Genomic DNA, 24,507 nt, shown 5'->3' on the forward strand with positions numbered 1-24,507 from the left:
GGGTGATGGGTTTATTAAATATAAATCTAAGAATTTACGATTACTATCCTGCAAATCAACAAAAAAGCCTGACCGTATCTGGCCAGGCTTGATTTTAGAATTTAATTCAAGTTATTTAGCACTATTTTTTTGCTCGGTTACTTCAGTACGTCCAGCTTGTGCCAATACCTTAATCTCCTGGTAAGCCTTACGCAAACGCGTACCCGCCGCCTTATTACCTTTTTCGTGGAATGCAATAGCATCGGCTTCCGTAGCGGCTATTAAATCTTTTAACTTCTGAAATGTTGACATAATTTGATTTTTAAAATGTGAATTTATAAATAATTGATTAATTGAGCTAAGTGCCGGACTACATGCTCATTTCCTGCGCCTGTGCCTTATCTTTCGTTTTACCGGCATCCTTACCCTGGGTCAGATCCTTTTTCGGCTCTTTCAACAGCTCCTCTCGGTTCTGCGGTTTACCGTTCAGGTGATGAAAATTCAGATTCCCATATCGCGGCACCGCTTCAATTTTCATCAATACTTCCTTGCCCTCCTTATCAATAACCGGTACCGTTGGCCTGCCGCCATCTTTCAGTTCGCTGATAATCGCATCCAATTTTTTACCGTCCTCGGGTAATTTAATGCGGTAATCCTCCAGGGCTTTCTTCGCATCAAAGCCATAGTTCTCGTTAAACTGCTTCATCTGATAGTTGCCGTACTTGTCTTTTGGCTGGTCAAACTGGATCACATTCCAGGCTTTGTATTCCACACCCGCGCGGCTCACCAGATCATCACGATAAGCCGAACGGCCTTGCAGCATATTGGAAGCCTGGTTAAGGTTAAAGCCGACACCTTTTTCTACGTAATGGGAGTTGGTTAACGCCGGGCTGTAGTAAGTTTGCTGAAACTCCTTTTTAACATAATCCACCTTACCCTCGGCCATAGTCGCTACCGTATCCCTGAACTGTAAATCCTTATCGGTATGCTTACCAATAGCTAATTCTGATTTTCCGGTCTGCGATTTGAAAAACGCTATCGCTTCAGAAGGACTATCAAATGGTTTCACTAAGTTTTTATTCTTTTCACCTGGTGATACCACCAAATATTTCAAATCACCCTCTAATGGTTTCGCCTTGCTATAAGCCAGGTCAAACTTGTTGAAATAATAGTAATCTGACTGACCGGACTTTTTGAAGTGCATGGTCATATCCATCTGCCCCTTATCCACCGGTAGCAGGCCTTTTAACTCGAATGATGGCAGGCCCTTTTCCATCATTTCTTCCATCTTCTTAATGTACTTGTCATCAAACTTCAGGCCTTTCAGTTCCCCTTTCAGGTTTTCTAAATTCGTTCTGTTCATAATTTATCTGTTAATGATTAAACTTCTTCGTGTTGTCGCGAAGCAACACCGCCCGGTTATTATCCAGCTTCACTTTAATGCGCTTCACTTTCTTACTGAATAACCCTTTAGCCGCATTAATGCCCGCACCGGCGGCCTGCACACCTAAAGACTGATCCATGCCGCCAATAAACTCCATGCTTTGCAAGGCGTTATCGGCACCGCCGCTGATCGCATCCGTAATAACCGCCTCCGGCGCATACAAACCGACCATCGCATCTTTTTTATCAAACACGGTAATGCTCACCGGGATGATCGCGTTGCCTAAACCAATGTTTTTGATCTCCAGGTTCAACCGCTGATTGCTCAATACAGCCAAACCGTAAACTAAGGTCCCTTTTGGAATAGTTTGCCAGTTGATCACAATCGTGTCCAGTAAGCGCATCTTAACCGAAGCGCCTTCAATGACTTTTTGGTTGCCCTCGATCACGGCCGGTATGGCTTTAAATAAAGTATCAGCTTTACCATCAACCGGCTTAGGCGATCTTGAAACCGCCCTGCCCGAATTTTGCGCATCTAATATTTTATCCATTAAGGTATTCAGCTGGGCCATTTCAGGATCGGCACCATTCCCGTTTTGCTGCAAATTCTTCATCATCTTTTCCAGCCGGGCCACTTCTTTGGCATTATTATCCTCATCGGCACCGGAAAAGCCCGAGGAAGAACCCCGGCTATAAGGCGGGGGGGACGTTACCGGCGCACTTACCTGCTTATAGATAGCCGCAAGCTTATCATTGATCGCCTTCGTTTGCGGATCGTTTTGGGCATCAAAGCCCATCTTGTCGGCCAGGTCCTTAATGCCGTTATCATTTGCTTCGGCCGTATCGTTCTTGTTCAAATCGTAAATGCCCATTTTATCCGTCGGCACTTCCTTTTTAAACTGCGCCTCCGGCAAAGCCGTATTAATGCCCTTCGCTGCACCATCTAAATTTTTGGCTTGTCCGCGACCACCGCCCAGCGCGTAAAATATCAATGCCCCGACAATTAGTATCGGTATGAGCATCAACAGCAAGATCTTTTTCTTTTCAACTTTCTGTCTCATATGTCTTTTTTTATTAGGTTAATAAATCAATGAAATGCTTTGATCAGCAGGTAAATACAATAGCTGCCGAACACCGTGCAAAACCCGATCAGCAACAGCATCCAGTTCTTACCTGAAATCAATTCGGTCCTGCGATTCAAATAATCGGCAGTTTTACGCTGCCTGGCCAATAACGCTGCCGCGATCTTTCCCGCCCGTTGTTCCTGCGCCTGGCTCAGTGCCCGTTCACGTTTTCTAAATAATTTCATGGCTTTCCAATTGTTGCATCCCCATTTTCCAGTATCTGCCATTGCTGGATCATAAAGCCATGCGGGTTATTGTCCGTCTGCATACCGCTATCATCGATCACACCTTTGGTGACCAGCTTGCGCAGCACCGTATTACTTTCCCGGATCAGTTTTTCCGTGGCATAGCAGGTAAAAGCATACGGATGCCGGTTAATATCCAGCGATATGCTGTCTACTTCCACTTCCTGGGCCACATTGGCTGATATCATCCGGTTATAATAACCAGATTCGACCAGGTTGTCATATTGCCGCTTAGCTGAACCGTCAGCCAGGTACAATGCCTTACCGATGCGCTTTTTGATTTCCTTATCATCCGGGCTTTGATCAAAAAAGTAATGGTGAAAGTCCTTGATGTGATCGCGCAGCTCCACCGGTAAATTCGCCTTACGTGTTGAAGCGAACGCTTCCAGCACCTTACCGTTATACAGGATATGCACCCGTCCCTGTGCTTCCGTTACCGCCTTATAAGTAAAGAATGACCAAAAGCAACAGATCAGCACATTGGCAGCGATCAACACGATACTGAACTTTTTGATATGCTGAAAAGCCGTATCAATATTTCTGAGTTGTTTAAACATAGGCCCCCTAACCCCCTAAAGGGGAATTAAATGGTTAATAAATCTGTTAGTTTATGACTTGCCCGAAAGCTTGTCTTTGAAATAATCCTGGTTCGTCGCATTGTCGGCCATGCTGTTACTGACGTTTTCGCGGCCATTACCCAGCGCATCAGCCGCCATACCACCACCGCTTCTGACCGTAGACGAAATGGTACTGCCACCGCCCATCACCAACGTGTTCACCTTTTGCAGCATCCCATTACCGCCACCGGCATGAACGATATAATTAGCGACACTCGGCACCGTAAAGTAGCCTACAATACCAATGACCATAAATATGAGGTAAGCCGTATCGGCTGTACTGAAGAAAGTATCACCCTGCTGGCCGATCTGCGAAATGTCGATCTTGAGCATATTCTCCTGTATCTTCCCCAGGATCGCCCCGAAGATATTCGCCACCGGCAACCACATAAAGATATTGACATAGCGGGCCAGCCAAACCGTCAGCGTATGCTGGAAACCATCATAAACCGCGAAACCAAAAACCAAAGGGCCGAGTATCGTCAGTACCAACAAATGGAATGTCCGTATCGTATTGATACAAAGCGCAGCCGCAGCAAATAACACCTGTAATACCTCGCTCATCCATTCCTTGATCGAATTGCGGAAGTTGTAGGAATTCTTATCCATCCAAAACTTCACATCGTTACCCACACCCTCGAACATGCCTTCTTTTTCCCGGTCAGGGTCTTTTGGATGCGTGTACTTATACCACTTATCCGAATCCCCATTGCCGCTTTCACCTACATACATTTGCCATTGCTTACTTTGCTTAACCGCTTCTTCCTTTTGCTTTAACAGCGCAGTGATCGCATCATCTGAATTCTTGACCATCGCCGATGTGGCAACAACCGTCGGTTGCAGCACCCCGTTCATCACCGGGATGACTACCGTATCAAACATCATGATCGCCAGGCCAATTGTAAAAGGGCGTAACAAGGGATAAAAATCCACCGGCTCCCCGTTGGCGATATGCCGCCAGACACGCGAAGCGATATACCATAAGGCCCCAAAGCCAGCCAGGCTTTGCGCCACGCCAATAAGCTTACCGCAAAGCGGTAGCATTTGCTGGTACACGTTATCCAACACCGGCTGCATACCGGAGATAGAACCGGCTAAACCCTCGGCATGGGAAATAAAAGGAAAAAGCATAGCCAGTACCGCGAAAAACGCGGTCAATAAAATTGTCTTTTTCATAAACTTATTTGATTAAATAATAATTAGCCGTGCCCGAAATATCCGCCTTTTCCTTGCGCCGCTGAATATTCAGGATACTTGTCTGCCGGTTAAACGACCGCAGAAACACCAGCTTATCCTGCGTATCGGATGCCAAATGGTCAATAGCCCTCAACCGCTCATCATCACTCATTCGTAATTTATTGGCGGTGATCACCGCGGCCAACTGATCCAGGTTGTCCAAGCTTTGCTTCAATAACGTTCCATACACCTTACTCAAATAACCCAACTCTGAAGCGTTAAAATTCCCACCGGCATTGAACCGGGCATAAGCAGACTTGTATTCCGAAACGATACTGGACTGATCATCGATCATATCTACGATCCGGTAGTACTTGCGCACTTCCGGGCTAACCAGCATCAGGCCGTCAATAAAAGTCTCATGCAAACTGAAATTACCCTGCGCAATATTCTTCACCGAATTATAACCCGTCGAAAGAATCGTATAACCCTTTTTCATATCGGACAGGATCGCTTTGAACTGTGCCAGCTTCTCCACGTTTAGTAATAATTGCTGGATCTCATCCGACTGCGCTTTAGCCAGTAGGGGACTGAATAAAAAGCAAACAGCCCCTAATAACAACACTTTAATTGCCTTCATAATACCTCCTTAGATTTTTAATGGATCGCTGTTCCAAACCCATCTGACCAGCCATCAGTGCTACCTCCGTACAAAAAGCTTGCGTAAAGGCCGCCTTATCCAGCGTACTCTCATAAACTTTAGCCAAACGTTCCAGCCGTTCATCATCCGTCATCTGTACTTTACCCGCCGTTATCACCAGTGCCAGTTCATCCAGGTCTTTGTTCCAGCCACCAATTACCAATTGCTTAACCTCGTTTACATAAGCCTGGTTATCCGCAGACAAGGGCGAAGCATCCAACACCTTAAAACGATCCATGATCTCCGCATCCGCACACAAAATAGCCGCCACCCGTTTATCATCCCGGATCACCGGGTTAACCTGTTTTAAGGAATTGATATAAGCCGTATGCAAACCGAACTCGCCATTGGTAATATTCCTGACCGTACCCAAACCTGACTTCACGATATCATACCCTTTGGATAAATAGCCCGTGTAGATCTGCAAAGCCGCGATCTGTTGCAGCAAATACTTTTTCTGCGTGCTTTTTTGGTTCCACCATTCGGCGAACGTCTGCGCCTGGACCGGCACACAAAGACCACAAACCAAAGTTGTAAGCACCGTAAAAGCCAATAAACGCCTGGAACCCAAACGAACTACAGCCGCTTGTTTCCGCATTAAACTAATGGATTCCATAAACCTCCTTCAAAGTTTTAACCTCCAATTGTGATTTTGACCGCTGGATGCTCAGCGTAATATTCTGCTGGTTGAATTGCCGCAAGTCCGAATAGTTGTCATCCATCCGCGCCGCCGCCGCATCGATCAGCTCCAGCCGCTTCGCATCGCTCATCTGCGTTTTAAAGGAATTGGTCACGATAAAGATCTGATCCAGGTTCTTGATACTGGCTTCCAGTATCCCCTTATAAACCTCTTGCATGTGCGCCAGTTCATCCGCCGTGAAATGCTTATCCTTATTAAACAGCGCCGTTGCCCACTGGTATTCCTTCACGATCCCCGTTTGGGATTCTGTCAGGTCTTTGATGCGCTGGTAAGTCGCGATCATCGCCTTGACCTTCACCAACTCCTCATAATAACCCGCGTAAAGCTTACGCTGCTTCTCCGTCCAGTCCGATATTTCATCCAGCTTGAATTTGGATAACTGGTTTTCCACCACTTTCTGCGCGTTTTGCAGCCAGATCGTATTATTCTGTAAGCGCTGCACCTTCAGGTCAATCGCCTTGATCACTTTTTTGATCGCCGCTTTAATAACTTCCGCGATAACGAACTGGGCATTTGCCCCGGAGGGCAAAGCAACCAGTACCGTCGTCGCGCTCAGCGGCAGGACAACCATATAGGTCCTCATATATTTCTTTAGTTTTCGTATCATAATCTGTTAATTCGTTCGCCGGTAACGGCTGTTCTCCAATAGTAATTCAGCACCCGAAAAGGAGATCACCAAACCCTTACGGGTCTCCAAAACCTTTTTCTGCGCATCATACACCGCTTTCCATTCTTCGGTCTCATAGCGGCGATGGCCGGGCTTGCCTGATTCATTCAGTACATTATACCCCGTCTTCCGGTGGATCAAAAAGGAATCATCATCGCCTTGCGCAATCACCAGGGTATCATCCGCAATACTGAATTCACCCACCGCATGGTTCACATAAGTCCCGGCAAACCCGGCCGCAGGCCCATGACAAGCCGATGATAAAAGGCCCATCAGCACACAGGCGATCATCGCCAAAACCGTTTTCTTTAATTCAATTGAATTTTCCATAATCACTAAATTTTAATGGTTTATAAATCTTAAATGCACAGATCATCATACAGCTTACAATTCACATAAGCCATGCTGGATATCAGCGGCAAGAGCGGCGATCCCCTTGCGGATATCGCCGTACCGCGCAGCGTATTCCTGAACTTTCATCTTCTCTTTTTCCTCGGTCGTATAAGCGAGATATTCCATCAAGCTTACCTCGGTGCGGTAGACTTTCGAGTTTTGGTTACCCAATGAAATGAAGACCTCCTTGTATTTTTTCGTGGGATCATTGGCCTTGTTCATCGAAAGGATCTGCGCTTTCTCCTTATCGTTCAAACCTAACAGCGCCTGTATCTCATCGAACTTGTTCTGGTATTTACTCTGATCCAGCAGGATCTTACAATCCGCATTACCGACAATCGCCTTTTTGACAATGGCCGATGATAACATATCCTCAATTTCCTGGGTAACTACAATGGCCTCCCCAAAAAACTTACGCACTGTCTTAAAAAGGTACTGGATATACATGCCCATGCTTTCCTTAGCAATGGACTTCCAAACCTCTTCCAACAGCAAGACCTTGCGGATGCCTTTTAGCTTGCGCATCTTACTGATAAACAGCTCCATAATAATGATCGTTATCACCGGAAATAAGATCGGATGGTCTTTACACTTATCGATCTCGAAGATCACCAGGCGCTGGTTCAGCAGGTCCAAATTCTCCGTCGCGTTCAGTAAATAATCAAACTCACCGCCTTTGTAATAAGGATTCAGCACATACAGGAAATTGTCCACGTTGAAGTTGCTCGGCTGCACCTTACCATCGGCCAGCACCTGTAAGTATTCCTGCATCAGGAAATCATAAAAGGAATTAAAACAAGGGAATATGGAAGGATTCGCAGCCAGATGCTCATAATACAAGGTCAGGGCATTGGAGATCGCCACATATTCCGACCTGGTAAACTGCTCATCATCTTTCTTCCAAAGCGTAATCAGCAAAGTTTTAATACTTTCCTTTTTCTCCGTGTCCAGCACATCATCCGGCCCGATATAGAAAGGGTTAAAACGGATCGGGTTATCTTCCGAATAGGTAAAGTAGTAGCCGTCCACCAGATCGCAGAGCCCCTTATAACTGTGGCCCACATCTACGATCACCTGGTGGGCACCCTGCTCGTAATAAGAGCGTACCATGTGGTTCGTAAAGAAAGATTTACCCGAACCCGAAGGCCCGATAATGAACTTATTCCGGTTGGTTGTCCAGCCCAGTTTCATCGGCTCATCCGATATATCAACATGCAGCGGGAAACCCGAAGTGCGGTCACCCAGACGGATGCCGAAAGGCGAAATGGAAGACCGGTAATTCGTTTCCATATTAAAGAAACAAGCCGCCTGCTCCGCGAACGTATCAAACGTATCGTTCATCGGGAAGTCCGCCGCATTACCCGGCATACCCGCGAACCAGATCTGCGCCGCGCCATCCGTTTCCTGTTTACACACCGCATCCATCGCCGCCATCGCGGAACCGACCTTATTCTTCAGCTCGGCCAGTTCCGAAACTTCATCCGACCAGGTCAGCACATTAAAATGCGCCTTGATCGGCAAACGCTGCTGGCTGATCGCTTCATTCAGGAAATCGTTACAGGCATCCCGGCTGATCGCATTTTCACGGGAATAAGCTGATAAGGATTGCAAGCGCAATTTCTTTGCTTCCAGCGCTTTGATCGTCTTCTGCGCATCCCCAATAAAGATATACTGATTATAGATATGGTTACAATCCAAAAACTGGCCAATAGGCGAAGCAAAACCAATGCTGTACTTCGTTTTATCCGTCGAATACTTATCATAATTGATCCGGCTGCCACATAATGCCGGTAAGTCAGCCGCATCGGACAAAGTATAGAGTTCACAATGCTTATCGCCAACCCGCAGTTCATCCTTAATATGAATATCCCGGATCACGCCGCCCTGGCCCGGCCCTAATAAAAAGGTATATTTTTCAATGATGCCCGGCTTAACCGCCGTACCCGCTAAATCATCATCAGTCAAGCGAACAAGCGAAACAAAGCCACCATCCGATAATACCCGCTCAAACTGCCCGCAGGCAGACTTAAAAGCCGCCAAACGCTTTTCATCCCGAACCTCCACCGGGGCAATGGATTTCCGCAGGATATTGGCATAAGAAGAAGTGGACAGCTTCCGGTTCACCGGCTTCAGCGTAATAAACAAATAACACCCGTGGTCCAGGTAAGGCCGTTCATTAAAGAACCGCTCCGAAGCCATAGCCAACACATTGCCGCCCGCCTTCACAAAATCTCCCTTAACCTTAGCCTTCGTGTACCAATCCGCCTTATGCACTATCGTATCCGGTAATAACAAACGCATCGCCTTTACCCAGGATTGATGCTGCGCCTCAAAGTTCTGCGCTGATAGCGTGCCCGTTTCCGGCAAAGACAAACGCCAAGCATACGTAAAATCACCGTTCATGGAGATCATCGCGTTACCCTCCACTTTCCAGACCGGCATGATCTTTTCAATACTGATCATACGACCTGCCTTTCCGCATTGCCCGGCATTACCCGCAATCCCGTAAACACCCGCCTTGACCGAAACTTCACATAATCGGGTAACTCGCGTTTCGCCAGATACTTACTCAAACCATGCACCCCAAAACGTTTGGATAAGCGGAACACCGAAAAGAACAGGCTACTGCCCAAAGCAAATACCAGCGGCATGATCACCATTAACCCAGCACCTAACAGGTATAAAGCAATGAAAGTCAATAACAGCACCACCAGCCCAATAGCCAGCCAGGCAATATAGTGCCCTCGTAAACCCCGGAACTCAATCGGCTTATTAATACCCTTATTTATCTGATATATGGAACTCATACGCCCCTCCTAAATCCTCCCCCGAAGAGTAATAGCCTATGAAAAGACAGGATAAAAAGTTATCTTTATGATAATGAATATAATAGAAGTGCTTGCAAGGTATTTTGAACAGGACACCTGCATTGAACATTTGGAAAGCATTAGATGGCAAGGGGCGCCGCAATGCCCTTATTGTAAGAGCAAACAAAGTACAAAACGAAAAGAAACATCGCGTTATCAGTGTAATGGCTGTAATAAGAGCTATAGCGTTTTGGTTGGGACTATTTTTGAAGCCACTAAATTGCCCCTGCCCAAATGGTTCCTGGCAATAACGCTTATTCTGAATGCAAAGAAGGGATTATCTTCTTTGCAATTAGGGCGTGATATAGATGTTAACCGTAACACCGCATGGTATTTGCAAATGCGCATCCGCAAGGCGATGCAGGAGGGAGAAGATCAGGATCTGTTTACTGGTATCGTGGAGATAGATGAGACGTATATCGGTGGTAAGAAAGCGAACCATTCAAAGAAAAAGCGTCAGGAAAGACGCGATAATGGATTGCAGATCACAGGAATGCAGGATAAACAAGCTGTTCTCGGTATGCTGGAGCGTTCGGGTCGGATAAAACTCCAGGTACTTGACAAGGCGCAAGGAAAAACGATCAAGCCTGTTATTGAGCAAACAGTAAGCAAGGATGCAAGTCTGGTCACTGACGGCTTTGGCGGCTACGCGGGCTTAGGTAAACAATACAAAGAACACCAGATACTTAATAAGGAGAAGGAGGAATATACAAGAGGTAAGTACCATACTAATACGATAGAAGGCTTTTGGACGCTACTCAAACGAGGCGTTTATGGACAATACCACAAAGTATCTGTAAAGCACCTCCAAGCCTATCTAAATGAGTTCACCTTTAAATATAATCATAGGGATAACAAATCAATATTTGATACACTAATTAACAAATGCGCCTTACAAAACAATACTCCTGTCTTTTCATAGGCTATTACTCCCCGAAGGGGAGGACTTTAATTTAAAATGGTTAATAATTAAACTTTTGCAACAGCCACCTAAGGCAACTTAAATACCGAAGAATGATTTAAGCACCGTTGCCACCACTACCAAAAAGATACAGGAACCAAACCATGCCGCTGCCACCTTAGAGGTATCTGGTTCCCCAGCATTCCATTTATTAAATACTTTGATCGCACCTATCAGGCCCACAACCGCACCGATGGCATACATCAGGTTACAACCTGAATCGAAATAACCTTTGACCTTATTAGTCGCCTCGTTGATCCCGGCCGCGCCATCCTGTGCAAACAGACTGAAATTGCACAGCATGTTGAACACCAATAGTGTAAAGGACAGCAGCCAGCACCTGGCCCAAATTTGTTTCTTAGCACAACCGCTAATCGCATGATTACATAATTTTTTCATCAGCATTAATTTTGTTTTCGTTTTCCCTGAAAGCAGCGTTATGAGGCTGCACACCCATCGGAAAGGAATCAGAAATCAAAACTTAATACCCAATCAAATCAGCATCAATCCACTACAGATCCTCCTGCAACTCCGTCAAACTGATCTTAAAAGCCATCACACCCTCGTTCACTTCGTCCACGATCTGCTCATAAACCGAAACCAGCAACGGGCTTTTCAGCAAGCGCGGAAAGTCCGAAACCTCGTCGTTCACCTGTTCAATAAAATCTTCTTTAGATAAGGAATGATCAGACAGCAAAGGCTTCAGGTTCTGCATCAGGTCGAAAACATCCGACTGCAGCAATTCATCAGGATCAGCGACCGGGCTATCAATGCCTTCAGCAACAACCTCAACAGGCCGCCTAAACCCAAAATCATCCTGCGAAACGATACTAACGCCATCGGGGAGGGCCTGCCTGCCCATCAGGTCATCGTCGCCGCTACCCTCAAAATCCTCCTGCCAGGCATGTTTTAAAGGTTCAACCGAACGCTTAGCCTCATCCGGGCTGCTGCCCGACAACAAAGCGAACAACTCTTTCCGGTAAAACACCAAAGCCACGATCAACAGCCAAACCAGGCTAAACACCAATGCAGCAACCAAAAACTGCTGCCATGTGAATGATTGAAACATAAAATATCTTGTTTTAATCCAGCGCTCCATTGCCCCGGATTTGTTGATGACAAAATTCCAAATTGGCCAGATCCGCAAATCACTACTAGAGATAAATAAAACTCAACTAATTCATTATCAACGCGGAATAGCCAACCGGTAACAAAGAGTACGGGTTAACCACTATTCATTATCACTATCCATATAACCGATGAGGGAATCCCGGATCAGATCCGTTAACAAAATTCGGCTCAAGCGCTTACGCCGCTTGATCTCCCGGAACCGGTTGGCAGGGATGCCAATTTCTACACCGAACGTTTCCTCAAGCCAGTTAAAGATCTCCTGAAGCCCAGCCTTACCCTGACCGATCTGCTTAGACAGATATAAACCATAACCCAGCTCAACCAGGTTGATCACTTCCCCCGTCCAATCAAACCATTTTTTTTTACTCTTTATAACTCCAGGACTAACAATTTGATCCATTTGCTTTAATTGTCCAAGGATAAATTCTTGTAAACCCTCATAGGCGATAAACTGCGCAAAAATATAATCACCACTTGTTGAAAAATCTATATCCAAACTAATTGGCTCTGGAAATAAAGCTGATTGCATGGAAACGTTACGAAGAAATAGTATGTCATCTAATTCTGTGTAGCCTGAACGGAAATACTCATAGAGGAAGGCATGTTGTTTAAAAAAACGACTAATAAATTTCAATTCTTCCAGAAAGTACTCTTTGATAATATTTTCAGTAGAAGTTGGCTTCTGTTTCAGCAGTATAAATAACTCCTTGCGATAGATTTTGTAAGAAAAATATTCTGGCTTTTCAAATTTGAAAAAATATATTTCTTCAAATTTGTCTGTAAAAGGATTGGAAATTATCATTTTTCTGACCTCTAATAAAAAGTCATTAATTAGGACACTTCCGTCATTGAATTTTTCAATGATATTTCGGTCATCATTATTATCTATCGGCTTTAACCGATTCTTTAGAAGACGAAAGGCTTCTCGAGCATTGTTTTTAGGCATAATCTGATTGATTAAATTAAGCCCGCACCGCCGGTTAACTGACTTTTAATTATGATTTACATGCGGGAAAAATGTAAAATGCCATCATAAGCGATTAGTGATTTGTGTTCAAAGATGTGTAGAAAAGGTGTTACCCCGCAATAGGTGCAATCCCGGAATTAAGACAAATGGATGCAATCATGTAGACAAAAGAAGAATTTACTGGTTCAATTTGGAAATAAGGGCAAATTTGCTCCTTTCACCTACTTTATCATATATATTTTGAAGATGAGATTCAACCGTTTTTTCTGAAATGTGCAATTGATCTGCAATTTTTCTATTTTTGTATCCATTCCTTATTAGAATGGAAATTTCGATTTCACGTGGAGTTAAGTTATGCAAATTGCAATTTGATATGAAATAGTCTGTTAGCTCTTTTGAATTGGCAAATAATCTCTGCTTCCCTGAATTTTGATTGTTATAATGACATACAAGCAAAGTCAATAACATGACTAATACCGCAATCATGATTACTAACGTGTTAATAAAAACGAACAATACAAATTCTGCAAACGAACCCATTATGCAGTTCCAAATCAATAAAAATAAAACCATTAAGATCGACACCCAATTTGATCCGTCATTTTTTATTTTGTAATAACTAATAATTTGATAAAGCAATAACATGCTTTCCAATGCCCCATAAAGCCATGTTATCAGAGACGGATGTATTTTTATTGCATTCAGAAAGGTCAGCATAAATGGTTTACGTAAAATTAAAATTAATACGCACAGAATGTCGTATTTGGAGTTCCGTAGATTTTAGTAGAAATATCAATAGCACATTGAACTGTCGAGAAAAGTTCTTAAGATCGCTGTCTGTGACAGCACGGGCATTGACATGTTTGGAATAGAGGCACGACTAAATGCCAGAAAACAGAACAAGCAAGCCCGCGCTGTCGCAGGCATAGCACTTGTTCCCTGTTTTCTTATTGAAATTTAGTCGTTTTCTATTTCAGGAGCGTAAGTGACGCAATCAAATATTGTATGTATCTAAAATTATTTCTGTATTGTATTGGAATTTTTTTATTGTACAAATATATGCAAAAGCAGTTGACCCGAATTCTAAGTCTTTAAATTTTATTGAATCGATAAAAAAACCTATACAAGTTTAGTCAGTTTAAATGCATTATGTACTTTTATTAATTGTGATCCTAGTAAAATAAATTTACAGTGAGGCAACAGATCGTAAAATTAACTAATTTAATCATTGATGTTTTGCCGTATCCATAATTCAAATGAATTCATAAACTTTATAAGAAACCCTCTTGTACTATCTTTAATTAATTTTCCTTCCTTGTTGAAAACACTTTCGCTTTCACCGATGTACGCTTCCGGTTGCTGCATTGCGGGCATATTTAGAAAAACCAGTGATTGACGTAAATGATGATTAGCGCCAAATGCCCCCAGTGAGCCAGTTGATAGACTAATTATCGCAGTTGGTTTAGCGTCAAAAACATTATAGCCGTGAGGTGCTGAACCTACGTCTATCGCATTCTTCAGTGCCGCGGGTACAGACCGATTATACTCAGGGGTTAAAAATAAAATACCATCTCCCTTTTTGATACGCTTTCGAAATTCAACCCACTCTATTGGAGGATGATCAGTCTCAAGGTCTTCATTATAAAGCGGTAAATCCCCAATTTTAATAATCTCAAGATTTAGATACGTTGGAACTAAGGTTAATAAAAAATTTGCCATCTTTAGAGTGGTTGATTCTTTCCTCAAACTCCCTACTATAACTAATATATTTAGTAGTTCTCTTTCATTTCGCTCATAATCAGTGCTGTTTTTGCTGTTATGTTTTCGCATATTATCGTATATTTATTGTGAACTTCAAAATTAGAGACATACAAGTACAACGATTAACATTTAAGGAATCGTTAATAACAATTGAAGAACTATATGGAGCATAAGGAGCAGGTTTCGAATCCCTACATCTTTATTGAGAAGAAAGAGGTTTTTTTCGATGATACCGGATTTAATATGAGTACAACTGAATTTACATTTGGAGATACAGGAATAAGGTGGGGTCAATATGTCAGTCAATATGAACAGCTATTAGAGACGAGTTCGAACAAAGAATGTGTTATATCTCATTTTCAGTTATATGGATCAGATATAACTGAAAATAAAACAGGACTTTTCGAAAAACAATTTGTGATTTATCGCGAATCAGCACAATCGCATGATATTATTATATCACCTACAGGCGACACACCGCGCGTCTTTTTTGAGTTGATTATGGATGATGCTTTTTTTAGAAATTTCATTACTGAAGATAGCTCTATCTTACAAAGATTCATTGATAATAAAGAAGTCAACAAACTTTTACAAGAATTTACTGCTAATATTAATCCGCAAATGTATTCTGTCATCAGCGAAATGAATAGAAATCCATACACTGGTAGCCTCAAGAAATTATATTTAGAAGCCAAAGTGACGGAACTGTTTCTGATGCAGATTAAACAACTTGATTGTAGAATTAATTTTTCATCAAATTTAAATTCAAAGGATATTGATAGTCTTCAAAATATAAAATCCTACCTTGACGTTAATTTTTCAAAAGATTTGTCCATTCTTGAATTATCAAAAGAAGCGGGTATTAATCAATCTAAGCTTAAGAGCGGTTTTAAAAAGTTGTTTAAAACTACCGTTTTCGAATATATTAATGATCTCCGCCTTCAAGAGGCTAAGAGATTATTGCTAGAAGAGAAAATGTGTGTTAATGAAGTCGCCTACATCGTTGGGTATACATATTCACATTATTTCACCGCACTGTTTAAAAAGAAATTTGGAATATTACCAAAAAGCTTAAGAAGTTTATAATAAAATAAACTCTTTCAGATTGACTTTTCTGACCATGAGATCAAGTAGTGAATTGATATTTTCGTTAGGCGAATATAATATTTCATTTTGCTCTCAGTTAGTATCCACAATTTATGGTAAATAAATTATATGGTATCATTTGGGGCTCTCAAAAGCTAATTTATTTGATACGCAATATCTTACATCGACATCGTTTGCTTTTTGTCCTTCTGCATTAATTTTTGATTTTAAGAGGCGCTGATACTGGTTGTTTGAGTGAACGCCTACTTTTGAGCTTTTTATAGTTATTTGTCTTACTTTCTACACTTTCTAATTTTCCCAACTCGCCTGCCACCAAGTCTTGCACATCTCTTTTTATCCGCTGATAGTTCTCCCGCACATCTTCGTCACTGACATTGGCAACCACAGGTATGGGTTTATAAGCCGCTTCCTCCCGCGCAATCGCCTCATGGTCATTCTGAATCTCACAACGAAACATCTTCAAAGCAATCTTCTGCTCCGGGTTATCCGCCACGATCCCCACAAACTCCCCTGAAGACAAAGCCGAGATCTTAGCCGCCGGTACCGCATAATCCAATTGCGTAGATTTAGAAGTAGACGTATCTGAACTGTTGATACTCAAACTCGTCCTGTCCTGCAAGATCTTACCAAAACCTTCTGATAGGGTTTTCGCCGTATCACCGGTCACCTGCCCGCTGATCACATTACCCACAATACCCGTAATGACATCCGCCTGCTCCGCACCATAATCTTTTTTCAACTGGCTGAAATCCTGCACCGCCAAAGTTGTCGCCACCTTATTACTTCGTGCGGTTGCGATCAAACTATCCATATTGTTAAAATAGATCGTCGGGAACTCATCAAATACCAGACTACTCTTTTGCTGGCCTTTACGGTTCACAAGTTTGATCATCCGCGAAATATACAGCGATAACACCGCGCCGTAAGTTTGGAGTTTCTGTGGGTTATTACCAACACAAATGATTTTCGGCTCATCAGGGTTATTGACATCCAGCGTAAAATCATTGCCACTCAGGACATAATACAGTTGCGGCGAAGCCAACCGTGCCAAACCGATCTTCGCCGAAGCGATCTGACCTTCTAATTGTGCCTGGGCATTATTATGGTATGCCGAAATAAACGGATTGATCAATACCCGGATCTCTTCCTGCAATTCCAGTATCGCAAACAAATGATCATAATTTACCTGCATCAGTTCGATCACATGCGGCAAGGTGCAATAACGGCCATTTTCATATTTTCTCAAATACCAGATAATCGCAGTTAAAAAATTGATCGGGCTTTCCACAAAGAAATCACCCTGTTTTTTGATCCATTCCCGGTTCAAGCCCATCATAATGGTGCGGCTGGCCTCGGTCGCGTCCGTAATATCATCCATGCCGGATGGGTCAAGCGGATTACAGCGGTGCGTCCGGTTCAGATCATCAAAATTGATGATATAAAAAGCCGGTATAACGGCATAGTTCCCCTTATACTTCAGCAGTTTATTATAGGCGATCTTAGTCAGGTCATCATACTTAAAATCATACAGGAACATCGTAAAGCCCTTTTTGATATGCTGGTCAATGATATGCCGGATCACAAAGTAGGATTTACCCGCGCCCGGCGTACCCGCCACTAAAAGCCCCCGGAATGGATTGATGATATTGATCCAGCTATCCAATACTTTTCCTTTCAGTTTGAACTTAGCCGGGAGGTTCACAGAGTATTCATTTTCCAATAGCCGCTGTTCCTGCGGGAAGGTCTCATTCTCGGAATTGAAAATATCCTTACCCAGGTTAACACTAATGAGCCGGGAGAGCCGTGTACCACCGGAAAGGATAAGCAGGTAACCTATGCCCGTTATACCCATATACAGGATAGCCAACAGGCTTACGCCGATAGGCAGGTATAAGACAAGCCAGCTAATGAAATAGATGAGTAGCCCGTTGGCCAGGTAGGCCACCAATGACGGTTTTTGGATATGCTCATCCTTTTTACCTTTAGCCCCAAGCAGGGAGATGACCAGGAAAAGCAAAGCAGCCAGTTTGGGCCGGTGCAAGGTCACGAACAAGCCGGTCCTTGCAATATTGCGGATGATGCGGTCGGTAAAATCCGTTGTCCAGCCCCAGGCATGAAAAGCCTGATAGCAGGTGATATAAAAGTGTAAGCTTAGTATAACAATACTAATGAATCGTGTAAGATCGATGATCTTACGAAGGCCTTGTGTGTCCTCGCCAGTATTCATAATAATCGGTTTAAAAGGTTAATTGTTCGCTGATATTTTTGCGGCGTTTTTTGCGCTTCTTACGCTTTGGCACACCCGAACCCGGATCGCCTTGTGTTTTAGCCAATGCGGCGGCTAAGAAATTAGTAGGTTCCGGCGCTTTGAGATAGGTTTTTGCGGTGCCCGGCTTTGGTAGATAAACCCCATTCTGATGCAGTTTGCTATTCTTTTCAATGGCCTCGGGCGACAGTTTAATCGTACTGCCCAATAGTTCCGTGATCGCTTTCGCGCTGAACGCCTTGCCGATATCGCTGCCGTTAAAAACGGTCTTATGCCGGTGGTCAATAAACGTTACCCCGTAGATCAGTCCCTGGTCATTTCGCCGGAACACCAAAGCGATCTGCTGCTTTTGGAGGTCTTCCGTTAATCTTTCCGGGGTTACTATCTCATAGCCTTTCAGCACATTTTCAATTCGCTGCTTTAATGAATCCTTAAAGGATTTGCGTTTTTCCCTATTTGGCGCAAACTTCTTTTCCAAGTTATCCAGGGTCGGCTTGGCATAAATGGCGCTTGCCTTTAACGGAATACCAATAGGCTTACCCTTATCATCCAATATGGCATACTGTAAACCGCGTTTCTGGAACATCATCGTATCTTCACCGCCCCGGTCCGCGATAATATTGAACTGTTTCAATACCGCATTGTATTCCGCAAAGGAGGTGAAATGGTAAGTCCGCATCACCGCACCGACAATACTGCTGATCGTTTGACGAGTCGGTTTTTCACCATAAATACCTGGTTTAATGCTTAATGATGATTTTAAAGTCCTGCCTTCCGCTTTGATGAGATCATATTTGATCTCCAGGTCTTTCCTAATCTCATTGGACAGGCGATAGCCTATCCCATGTATGTCCTTGCGGCTGCCGTCTTTTTGGATATTGGTCGTGCAGATATGCAGGTGCGGATGATGCGCGTCCGTATGCCGGTAAGCTAAGAACGGTTGTTCCCCAAAGCCGAGACGTTCCATGTATTCGGCGGCAATGCGTTGCAGTTTGCCATTGTCTATTTTATCTGTGGCATCAAAATTTAAAGTGATATGGATCGCATTCGTTTTAACAGCCGCATTCAATTCCGTCAGATTTTTAAACCGCTGTAGCTTTTGGGCGATACTCATTTCATCAACATTACCGGCGAAGCCACTGGCCAATAATAGGGTGGCATTACCGATGGCTACCTTATCTTCGTTATAGTGCAGCATACCCCGGATGCTTTTACCGCTCACGATCTTAGCAACCATTTGTCAGCGAGTTGAGCAACGATCACCAATAAGTTATCGACCTTACCATCAATACCCTCGTAAAGCTTTGCCGTGCGTTCCACATAGTAGGCCCGTTCCCTGGCATTAGCTGCGATATGAAAATGGTGCGTTTGCTGGTTGATGTTGATACCAATGGCTTTCAATTCTTTACGGATGAGCGCTAACTCCTCCATAGGGCCGTTCATAGACACATCCTTGTAAAAGCAGGTGATCCGTTCTTTGGATAAGATCTTCCGCGCTATTTCACAAATACTGCGGCAATCGCTGGACTTTTGCAACTTAGTCAAACGCTTGTAAACCGTTTCATTTACCCTTATCCTGAGCAAGTGCTTAAGCTGGTCTTTTTCTTCAATCTTTGGTCTGGGCATCAATACATTTTATAAAAGTTCAAAGGCATCACGAGTTCCGAGTGATGACCCCGGCCTTAGGACGGCAAGATGTTTTTGTCTACAAAAATCCATCTTGCTGCATGCTGTCGCATGCCGAAATACTCCCTACAAAACGCCTGGTCAATCTTTATCAAATCAGTTAATCACATAGAAAATCCGACGGTCCTAACCAGCCGTCAACAGCTGCCGCTCGTGCGGCAACAAGTCGTCGAGCGGCGCAAAAGCCCTTAGCTTTTGCCGGATCTTTTGGCGTGGTGAATTCTTCACCCGCTTCAATTTGAGGTAGGGGCTGCCGTTGTATTTACGGCCTGTTACATTTGGGTCTTGTTGACTTTTCATGGCTATCAATTTTTGATGGGACAAAATTGTGAAGCCCGGAATTGCCCATATCTCTACTAGAGTAAAATAGATTTTCAGGCAAAACAAGAAAAGTATAAATCACTCTACTAGAGTAAAAGCCATTTGGCCAGTCCTGAATATTGCAGCATGAAATTATCAGGGACACAGGAAAAACGGTCGGTGAAAGCCGCCGAGGTCGTGGAAATTCTAAAACAAAATAACACCATCGTGAGCGAAAAAGAAGCAGAAAATATTTTGGATTTCCTATATAAAATAGCGAACTTATCTATTGAAACAGTTCGAAACAAGGGGAATAAGGGTCAAAAACCGGAAAGACGGACACCCCGCAGATTATTTCGTTAGCAGCTGTTTATCAGACCAATAAATGAAAACCAAAAAGGAATGAACATGAAAAAAGCTTGTCTTTATATCCGTGTGAGCACGGATGAACAGGCGGACAAAGGTTTCTCGCAGAGAGATCAGGAAGAACGCCTCCGAGCGCATTGCGCAAAAAACAATTTACAGGTCGAAAGAGTGATCTTCGAGGATTATTCCGCGAAAACATTTAAACGACCAGAGTGGAAGAAGCTTTTGGAAGCAGCCAAGCAGTCCAGGGGACGGCGGTTTAATCAGGTGATATTTACCAAATGGGACAGGTTCAGCCGCAACACAGCCGATGCCTATCAAATGATCGGGATATTAGAAAAGATTGATGTAGAGCCGGTTGCCATCGAACAACCGTTAGACTTCGCGGTACCGGAAAGTAAATTGATGCTGGCCGTTTACCTTTCCATGCCGGAAGTCGAGAATGACCGCAGGGCATTGAACGTCGTTTACGGCATGCGCCGGGGCAAAAAAGAGGGCCGCTGGATGGGTAAGGCTTTGCCCGGCTATAAAAATAAGATCGCTGAAAACGGTAAGAAGTACATCGCCATCGATGAACCGGCGGCATCCCATATCCGGTGGATCTATAATGCTTTAGCAGAGAATATCTTTGCCGCTGAACATATCTGGATGCTGGCCAAAGAAAAGGGCTTTAAAACCAGCAGAAGCAGCTTTTGGGACCTAATCAGGAACCCTTGCTATTGCGGAAAGGTTACGGTTCCCAAGTTCAAAGATGAAGAAATGTACCTGGTAGATGGCGTACATGAGCCGTTGATTTCAGAGAGTTTGTTTTATAAGGTGATGGATATTTTGGATAGCCGTGCCCGTGTTCATATGACCGGTGCCAGGGTGGTATCAAGGCAGCCTATTCCGCTAAGGGGGTTTCTGCTCTGCCCGGAATGTGGCAGAAGTTTATGTGGCAGCTGTTCCAAAGGCAGAAAGAACCATTACTGGTATTATCATTGTACAGGGGGCTGTAAGGTGCGTTATACCGCTGAATCAACCAATGATGCTTTTGAAAAAGAATTGAAGGGGTTTATACCCAAAGCAGGGATGGCCGAAATATTCAAAATGGTAGTCTGTGATACTTACAACGAAGATTCGGCCTGGTATAAAACAGAAAAGAGAAGGATAATGGAAACGATCAGCCAGCAAACTACCCGAATGAATAAGTCGAGAGAACTGTTATTGAGTGATGTGATCGACGGAGATGATTTTAAGGTCATTAAAAAGGAGTGTGAGGACAGGATTATCCGGTTGCAGCTTGAATTGCAGGAACTGGCAGGTAAGGTAGCAAATGGGCTGGATATGGATTTATTAGTCGATGAGGCAATAAATAATTTAAAAAATATCCACAATTTCTATTCCGAGGCCGATATTGAGGGAAAACGCTATATCGCGGGAATTTTTTATCCGGAAAAATGGATTTTTGACGGTCAACATCGAACCGCTAAAGTGAACGATTCTGCGATGCTAATCTATCACATTAACAACAAGTTACAAAATTACAAAGCCGGAGTAAAAACTAATAAAAGTCTATACTCCGGCAATGTACCCAGCGCCGGAGTCGAACCGGCACGGTTTCCCACAGGTGTTTGAGACCAGCGCGTCTACCAATTCCGCCAGCTGGGCATTCCGGTTGTCATAACCGGGCTGCAAATGTATCTAAAGTCTCTTTAATCCGCAACAAATATTTCTGTCTGTAGTAAATATCTGCAATTCCGTTTAACCGACTCTCTTTTGCAGTGTCATCAAGTTGCTGATAGTCTGATGTTAATGCTTCGAGGCTTTCCTGTAAATTATTTTCAATTATTTGTACTTCGGCCGTAATTTTGCCTAATTGTTCGCTGTCATCTACCTCCATTAACCGTTCATTAATGTCCATCATCTCCATTAAAAAGTCGCCGGGTAATTGTGGCTTGGCACCTTCTTGTAATAAATCATGCTGTTTTAGCACGTAGGCCAAGCGTTTATTGGGGTCGGAGAGGGTTTGATAGGCCTTATTATTAATGGTTGATAATTCTAATATTTCCTGTTGGCGTTCATCGCTTTCATTGGCATAAAAATCGGGATGATATTTTTTGCTCAAGTCGTAAAATTGTTTTTTAAGCTTCGCCTGGTCAACATGGAAAGATTCTGGTATATCGTAAAATTCAAAAAAATTAATCATATCGGTTGTATGTTGTCGGTTGTTAGCCAACCAGTGATGCACAAATGTAATACTTACTGTTTAAGGTATACATCATACCATGGTAACTTGTTTATGCGTTAGCTTAAATCAGGCAACTGATAACAGGCAGCTGACAAGTAAAAAAAATCATCATCTTTGTAATTATACAACAACACTATGCTATTTGAACAAATACAGCAGGGGCCATTTTTTATACTGGGCCCATGCGTAATGGAAAATCAGGAATTACTATATACCGTAGCCGAGAAGGTTGCCACTATAGGCCAAAAATATAACGTACCGGTTATTTTTAAATCATCTTACGATAAAGCTAACCGTACTTCAATTCACTCGTACCGCGGCCCGGGGTTAGAAAAGGGCATGGAGATGCTGCAAAAGATAAAAGAACAGTTTAATCTGCCTGTTACTACAGATATACATGAAAGTTACCAGGCCGCCCCGGTGGCCGAAGTGGCCGATATTTTACAGATCCCGGCTTTTTTATGCCGGCAAACGGATCTATTGGTAGCAGCCGCCAAAACAGGGAAAATAGTTAACGTAAAAAAAGCACAGTTTCTATCGGGTCAGGATATGGAGTACCCAGCCCAAAAGGTGGTTGAAGCGGGCAACAACCAGGTAATATTAACCGAGCGTGGCAACATGTATGGGTACAATAACCTGGCGGTAGATTTCCGCAATATTTACGACATGAAAAAATTTGGCTTCCCGGTATGTATGGACTGTACGCATTCTGTACAGCGCCCCGGTGGGGCAGGCGGCAAAACCGGCGGCGACCGTACCTTTGTGCCCATGATGGCCCTTGCTGCTAAAGCATTTGGTACAACCGGTTACTTTATGGAAACACACCCAGACCCGGACCACGCCTTAAGCGACGGCCCTAACCAGGTTAAACTGGAAAACATTGAAGAAATCATCAAATCATTGTTAGGCTAATACCATGAATGATATAGCCAAAAGGGTATTTGATATTGAAATAGAATCTTTAAGGCATGTAGCCGATATGATTGACGATAGCTTTACCAACACGGTAAAGGCAATATTAAATACCGAGGGTAAGCTTATTGTAGCCGGTATTGGTAAATCCGGACTTATAGGTAAAAAGATTGCTGCAACCCTGGCTAGTACAGGCACACCAAGTTTCTTTTTGCACCCGGGCGAAGCCTTTCATGGTGATTTGGGTATGGTGGAATCTAAAGATGCCATTATACTGATTTCCTATTCGGGCGAAACCGACGAGTTATTAAAAATTATTCCGTTTTTAAAGTGGAATGGCAATCTGATCATTTGCATAACCGGTAATAGAGAGTCTACCCTGGCTAAAAATAGCGATCACCACCTGGCTGTTGCCGTTACCCGCGAGGCTTGCCCGCTGGCATTGGCGCCAACATCATCTACCACGGCAACGCTGGTAATGGGCGATGCCCTGGCTATTGCCTTAATGGAAGCCAGGGATTTTAAACCTGATGATTTTGCCCGTTTTCATCCCGGGGGAAATTTGGGCCGCAGGCTGCTTACCAGGGTTAAAGAAGTAATGCAGCGCGACATTATGCCTTTTATTAAAGAAGATGCCGCATTTACAGATCTGTTGCTCAAAATGTCTGAGGGCCGTTTGGGGATGGTTATTGTAGGCGCGGCCAATGAAGTTAAAGGTGTTATTACAGATGGAGACCTGCGGCGCGCATTATTAAAGCACGCTAACCTTGCCGATTTAAAAATAAGTGAGATTATGACCACCGCGCCAATTATTATTGACGAAAACGTATTGGTGGATGAAGCCGAGCAAATAATGATGCAAAAAAAGATCACCACTGTTTTGGTAGGGTCGGCAACAGCGCACACGGTTAGTGGCGTGTATCAGATATACAATAGATAATTTTTCTAATTGGGTGATGCTGCCTTGTT

The 24,507-nt window shown here is 43.5% G+C and carries 28 protein-coding genes and 1 tRNA gene; 6 read left to right on the forward strand and 23 right to left on the reverse strand.

Annotated elements, in window-relative coordinates:
* Positions 1-111 precede the first annotated feature (111 nt).
* The 12 genes from RG47T_RS07610 to RG47T_RS07665 are packed head-to-tail and all read right to left on the reverse strand — an operon-like array spanning position 112 to position 9,791.
* Positions 112-291 carry a BF3379 family histone-like protein gene (locus RG47T_RS07610; protein ID WP_074488862.1) on the reverse strand — a complete coding sequence of 60 codons (180 nt, stop codon included), beginning with the start codon at positions 289-291 and terminating at the stop codon, positions 112-114.
* A 58-nt stretch (positions 292-349) separates the two neighbouring features.
* Positions 350-1,342 carry a hypothetical protein gene (locus RG47T_RS07615; RefSeq protein ID WP_074488863.1) on the reverse strand — a complete coding sequence of 331 codons (993 nt, stop codon included), beginning with the start codon at positions 1,340-1,342 and terminating at the stop codon, positions 350-352.
* A gap of 10 nt (positions 1,343-1,352) precedes the next feature.
* On the reverse strand, positions 1,353-2,423 hold the full coding sequence (gene traM, locus RG47T_RS07620; RefSeq protein WP_074488864.1) for a conjugative transposon protein TraM: 1,071 nt from the start codon (positions 2,421-2,423) through the stop codon (positions 1,353-1,355).
* Between the two features lie 26 nt (positions 2,424-2,449).
* Positions 2,450-2,671 (reverse strand): hypothetical protein, encoded by a 222-nt coding sequence (locus RG47T_RS07625; RefSeq protein ID WP_074488865.1) that lies wholly within the window; start codon positions 2,669-2,671, stop codon positions 2,450-2,452.
* Entirely contained in the window at positions 2,668-3,288 is a 621-nt protein-coding gene (traK, locus tag RG47T_RS07630; RefSeq protein ID WP_074488866.1) for a conjugative transposon protein TraK, read from the reverse strand. Before traK ends, RG47T_RS07625 begins: the two co-directional genes overlap by 4 nt.
* Before the next feature lie 51 nt (positions 3,289-3,339).
* Positions 3,340-4,524, reverse strand: a complete 1,185-nt coding sequence (gene traJ, locus RG47T_RS07635; protein WP_074488867.1) for a conjugative transposon protein TraJ — start codon at positions 4,522-4,524, stop codon at positions 3,340-3,342.
* A gap of 4 nt (positions 4,525-4,528) precedes the next feature.
* Complete coding sequence (locus RG47T_RS07640) at positions 4,529-5,164, reverse strand: hypothetical protein (RefSeq protein WP_074488868.1); 636 nt, start codon at positions 5,162-5,164, stop codon at positions 4,529-4,531.
* Positions 5,151-5,840 (reverse strand): hypothetical protein, encoded by a 690-nt coding sequence (locus RG47T_RS07645; RefSeq protein ID WP_074488869.1) that lies wholly within the window; start codon positions 5,838-5,840, stop codon positions 5,151-5,153. Before RG47T_RS07645 ends, RG47T_RS07640 begins: the two co-directional genes overlap by 14 nt.
* Complete coding sequence (locus RG47T_RS07650; RefSeq protein WP_074488870.1) at positions 5,827-6,531, reverse strand: conjugal transfer protein TraI; 705 nt, start codon at positions 6,529-6,531, stop codon at positions 5,827-5,829. The genes RG47T_RS07645 and RG47T_RS07650 overlap by 14 nt, the downstream gene beginning before the upstream one ends.
* A 6-nt stretch (positions 6,532-6,537) precedes the next feature.
* The gene (locus RG47T_RS07655) at positions 6,538-6,921 is read right to left on the reverse strand and encodes a hypothetical protein (protein WP_074488871.1); all 384 of its coding nucleotides are present in this window, start codon (positions 6,919-6,921) and stop codon (positions 6,538-6,540) included.
* A gap of 54 nt (positions 6,922-6,975) precedes the next feature.
* Positions 6,976-9,447 carry a TraG family conjugative transposon ATPase gene (locus RG47T_RS07660; RefSeq protein WP_074488872.1) on the reverse strand — a complete coding sequence of 824 codons (2,472 nt, stop codon included), beginning with the start codon at positions 9,445-9,447 and terminating at the stop codon, positions 6,976-6,978.
* A complete protein-coding gene (locus tag RG47T_RS07665; protein ID WP_074488873.1) occupies positions 9,444-9,791 on the reverse strand; it encodes a DUF4133 domain-containing protein in 348 nt (115 codons plus the stop codon). Before RG47T_RS07665 ends, RG47T_RS07660 begins: the two co-directional genes overlap by 4 nt.
* Before the next feature lie 73 nt (positions 9,792-9,864).
* Here RG47T_RS07665 and RG47T_RS07670 point away from each other — a divergent pair, with 73 nt between their 5' ends.
* Complete coding sequence (locus RG47T_RS07670; RefSeq protein WP_171972495.1) at positions 9,865-10,773, forward strand: IS1595 family transposase; 909 nt, start codon at positions 9,865-9,867, stop codon at positions 10,771-10,773.
* A 78-nt stretch (positions 10,774-10,851) separates the two neighbouring features.
* On the opposite strand, the gene RG47T_RS07675 is transcribed toward RG47T_RS07670, so the two are convergent.
* From RG47T_RS07675 to RG47T_RS07695, 5 genes are all read right to left on the reverse strand, one after another.
* Positions 10,852-11,211 carry a DUF4134 domain-containing protein gene (locus RG47T_RS07675; protein ID WP_083627542.1) on the reverse strand — a complete coding sequence of 120 codons (360 nt, stop codon included), beginning with the start codon at positions 11,209-11,211 and terminating at the stop codon, positions 10,852-10,854.
* Positions 11,212-11,323: 112 nt separating this feature from the next.
* Positions 11,324-11,881, reverse strand: a complete 558-nt coding sequence (locus RG47T_RS07680) for a hypothetical protein (RefSeq protein ID WP_139235744.1) — start codon at positions 11,879-11,881, stop codon at positions 11,324-11,326.
* Positions 11,882-12,043: 162 nt separating this feature from the next.
* Entirely contained in the window at positions 12,044-12,889 is an 846-nt protein-coding gene (locus tag RG47T_RS07685; RefSeq protein WP_074488876.1) for an RteC domain-containing protein, read from the reverse strand.
* 198 nt (positions 12,890-13,087) lie between these two features.
* A complete protein-coding gene (locus RG47T_RS26030) occupies positions 13,088-13,396 on the reverse strand; it encodes a response regulator transcription factor (protein ID WP_171972496.1) in 309 nt (102 codons plus the stop codon).
* A gap of 735 nt (positions 13,397-14,131) precedes the next feature.
* Positions 14,132-14,740: an NADPH-dependent FMN reductase gene (locus RG47T_RS07695; RefSeq protein WP_083627334.1), complete on the reverse strand. Its 609-nt coding sequence runs from the start codon at positions 14,738-14,740 to the stop codon at positions 14,132-14,134.
* Between the two features lie 93 nt (positions 14,741-14,833).
* On the opposite strand from RG47T_RS07695, the gene RG47T_RS07700 reads away from it, so the two are divergent.
* Positions 14,834-15,757, forward strand: a complete 924-nt coding sequence (locus tag RG47T_RS07700; RefSeq protein WP_074488878.1) for a helix-turn-helix domain-containing protein — start codon at positions 14,834-14,836, stop codon at positions 15,755-15,757.
* Between the two features lie 214 nt (positions 15,758-15,971).
* Here the strand turns inward: RG47T_RS07700 and mobC are convergent, their stop codons facing one another.
* The 4 genes from mobC to RG47T_RS26035 form a co-directional block, all read right to left on the reverse strand.
* Positions 15,972-18,005 carry a conjugal transfer protein MobC gene (mobC, locus tag RG47T_RS07705; RefSeq protein WP_074488879.1) on the reverse strand — a complete coding sequence of 678 codons (2,034 nt, stop codon included), beginning with the start codon at positions 18,003-18,005 and terminating at the stop codon, positions 15,972-15,974.
* A 10-nt stretch (positions 18,006-18,015) separates the two neighbouring features.
* Positions 18,016-19,281, reverse strand: a complete 1,266-nt coding sequence (locus RG47T_RS07710) for a relaxase/mobilization nuclease domain-containing protein (RefSeq protein WP_074488880.1) — start codon at positions 19,279-19,281, stop codon at positions 18,016-18,018.
* Entirely contained in the window at positions 19,263-19,670 is a 408-nt protein-coding gene (locus RG47T_RS07715) for a mobilization protein (RefSeq protein WP_074488881.1), read from the reverse strand. Before RG47T_RS07715 ends, RG47T_RS07710 begins: the two co-directional genes overlap by 19 nt.
* A gap of 186 nt (positions 19,671-19,856) precedes the next feature.
* Positions 19,857-20,030 (reverse strand): hypothetical protein, encoded by a 174-nt coding sequence (locus RG47T_RS26035; protein ID WP_171972497.1) that lies wholly within the window; start codon positions 20,028-20,030, stop codon positions 19,857-19,859.
* Positions 20,031-20,177: 147 nt separating this feature from the next.
* Between RG47T_RS26035 and RG47T_RS07720 the strand changes: the two genes are divergently transcribed.
* Together RG47T_RS07720 and RG47T_RS07725 are read left to right on the forward strand one after the other, a co-directional pair.
* A complete protein-coding gene (locus RG47T_RS07720; protein ID WP_074488882.1) occupies positions 20,178-20,393 on the forward strand; it encodes a hypothetical protein in 216 nt (71 codons plus the stop codon).
* Positions 20,394-20,438: 45 nt separating this feature from the next.
* Positions 20,439-22,013, forward strand: a complete 1,575-nt coding sequence (locus RG47T_RS07725) for a recombinase family protein (protein ID WP_074493237.1) — start codon at positions 20,439-20,441, stop codon at positions 22,011-22,013.
* On the opposite strand, the gene RG47T_RS07730 is transcribed toward RG47T_RS07725, so the two are convergent.
* Both RG47T_RS07730 and hscB read right to left on the reverse strand, forming a co-directional pair.
* A tRNA-Leu gene (locus tag RG47T_RS07730) sits at positions 21,967-22,046 on the reverse strand. The two genes, RG47T_RS07725 and RG47T_RS07730, sit on opposite strands and share 47 nt — an antisense overlap.
* A 10-nt stretch (positions 22,047-22,056) precedes the next feature.
* Positions 22,057-22,584, reverse strand: a complete 528-nt coding sequence (gene hscB / locus RG47T_RS07735; protein WP_074493240.1) for a Fe-S protein assembly co-chaperone HscB — start codon at positions 22,582-22,584, stop codon at positions 22,057-22,059.
* 177 nt (positions 22,585-22,761) lie between these two features.
* Here hscB and kdsA point away from each other — a divergent pair, with 177 nt between their 5' ends.
* Positions 22,762-23,538 carry a 3-deoxy-8-phosphooctulonate synthase gene (kdsA, locus tag RG47T_RS07740; protein ID WP_074488883.1) on the forward strand — a complete coding sequence of 259 codons (777 nt, stop codon included), beginning with the start codon at positions 22,762-22,764 and terminating at the stop codon, positions 23,536-23,538.
* Between the two features lie 4 nt (positions 23,539-23,542).
* Positions 23,543-24,478, forward strand: coding sequence for a KpsF/GutQ family sugar-phosphate isomerase (locus RG47T_RS07745; protein WP_074488884.1), 936 nt, complete (start codon positions 23,543-23,545; stop codon positions 24,476-24,478).
* Positions 24,479-24,507 lie beyond the last annotated feature (29 nt).

The sequence above is a fragment of the Mucilaginibacter polytrichastri genome, assembly GCF_001911425.1.
Lineage (GTDB): Bacteria > Bacteroidota > Bacteroidia > Sphingobacteriales > Sphingobacteriaceae > Mucilaginibacter > Mucilaginibacter polytrichastri.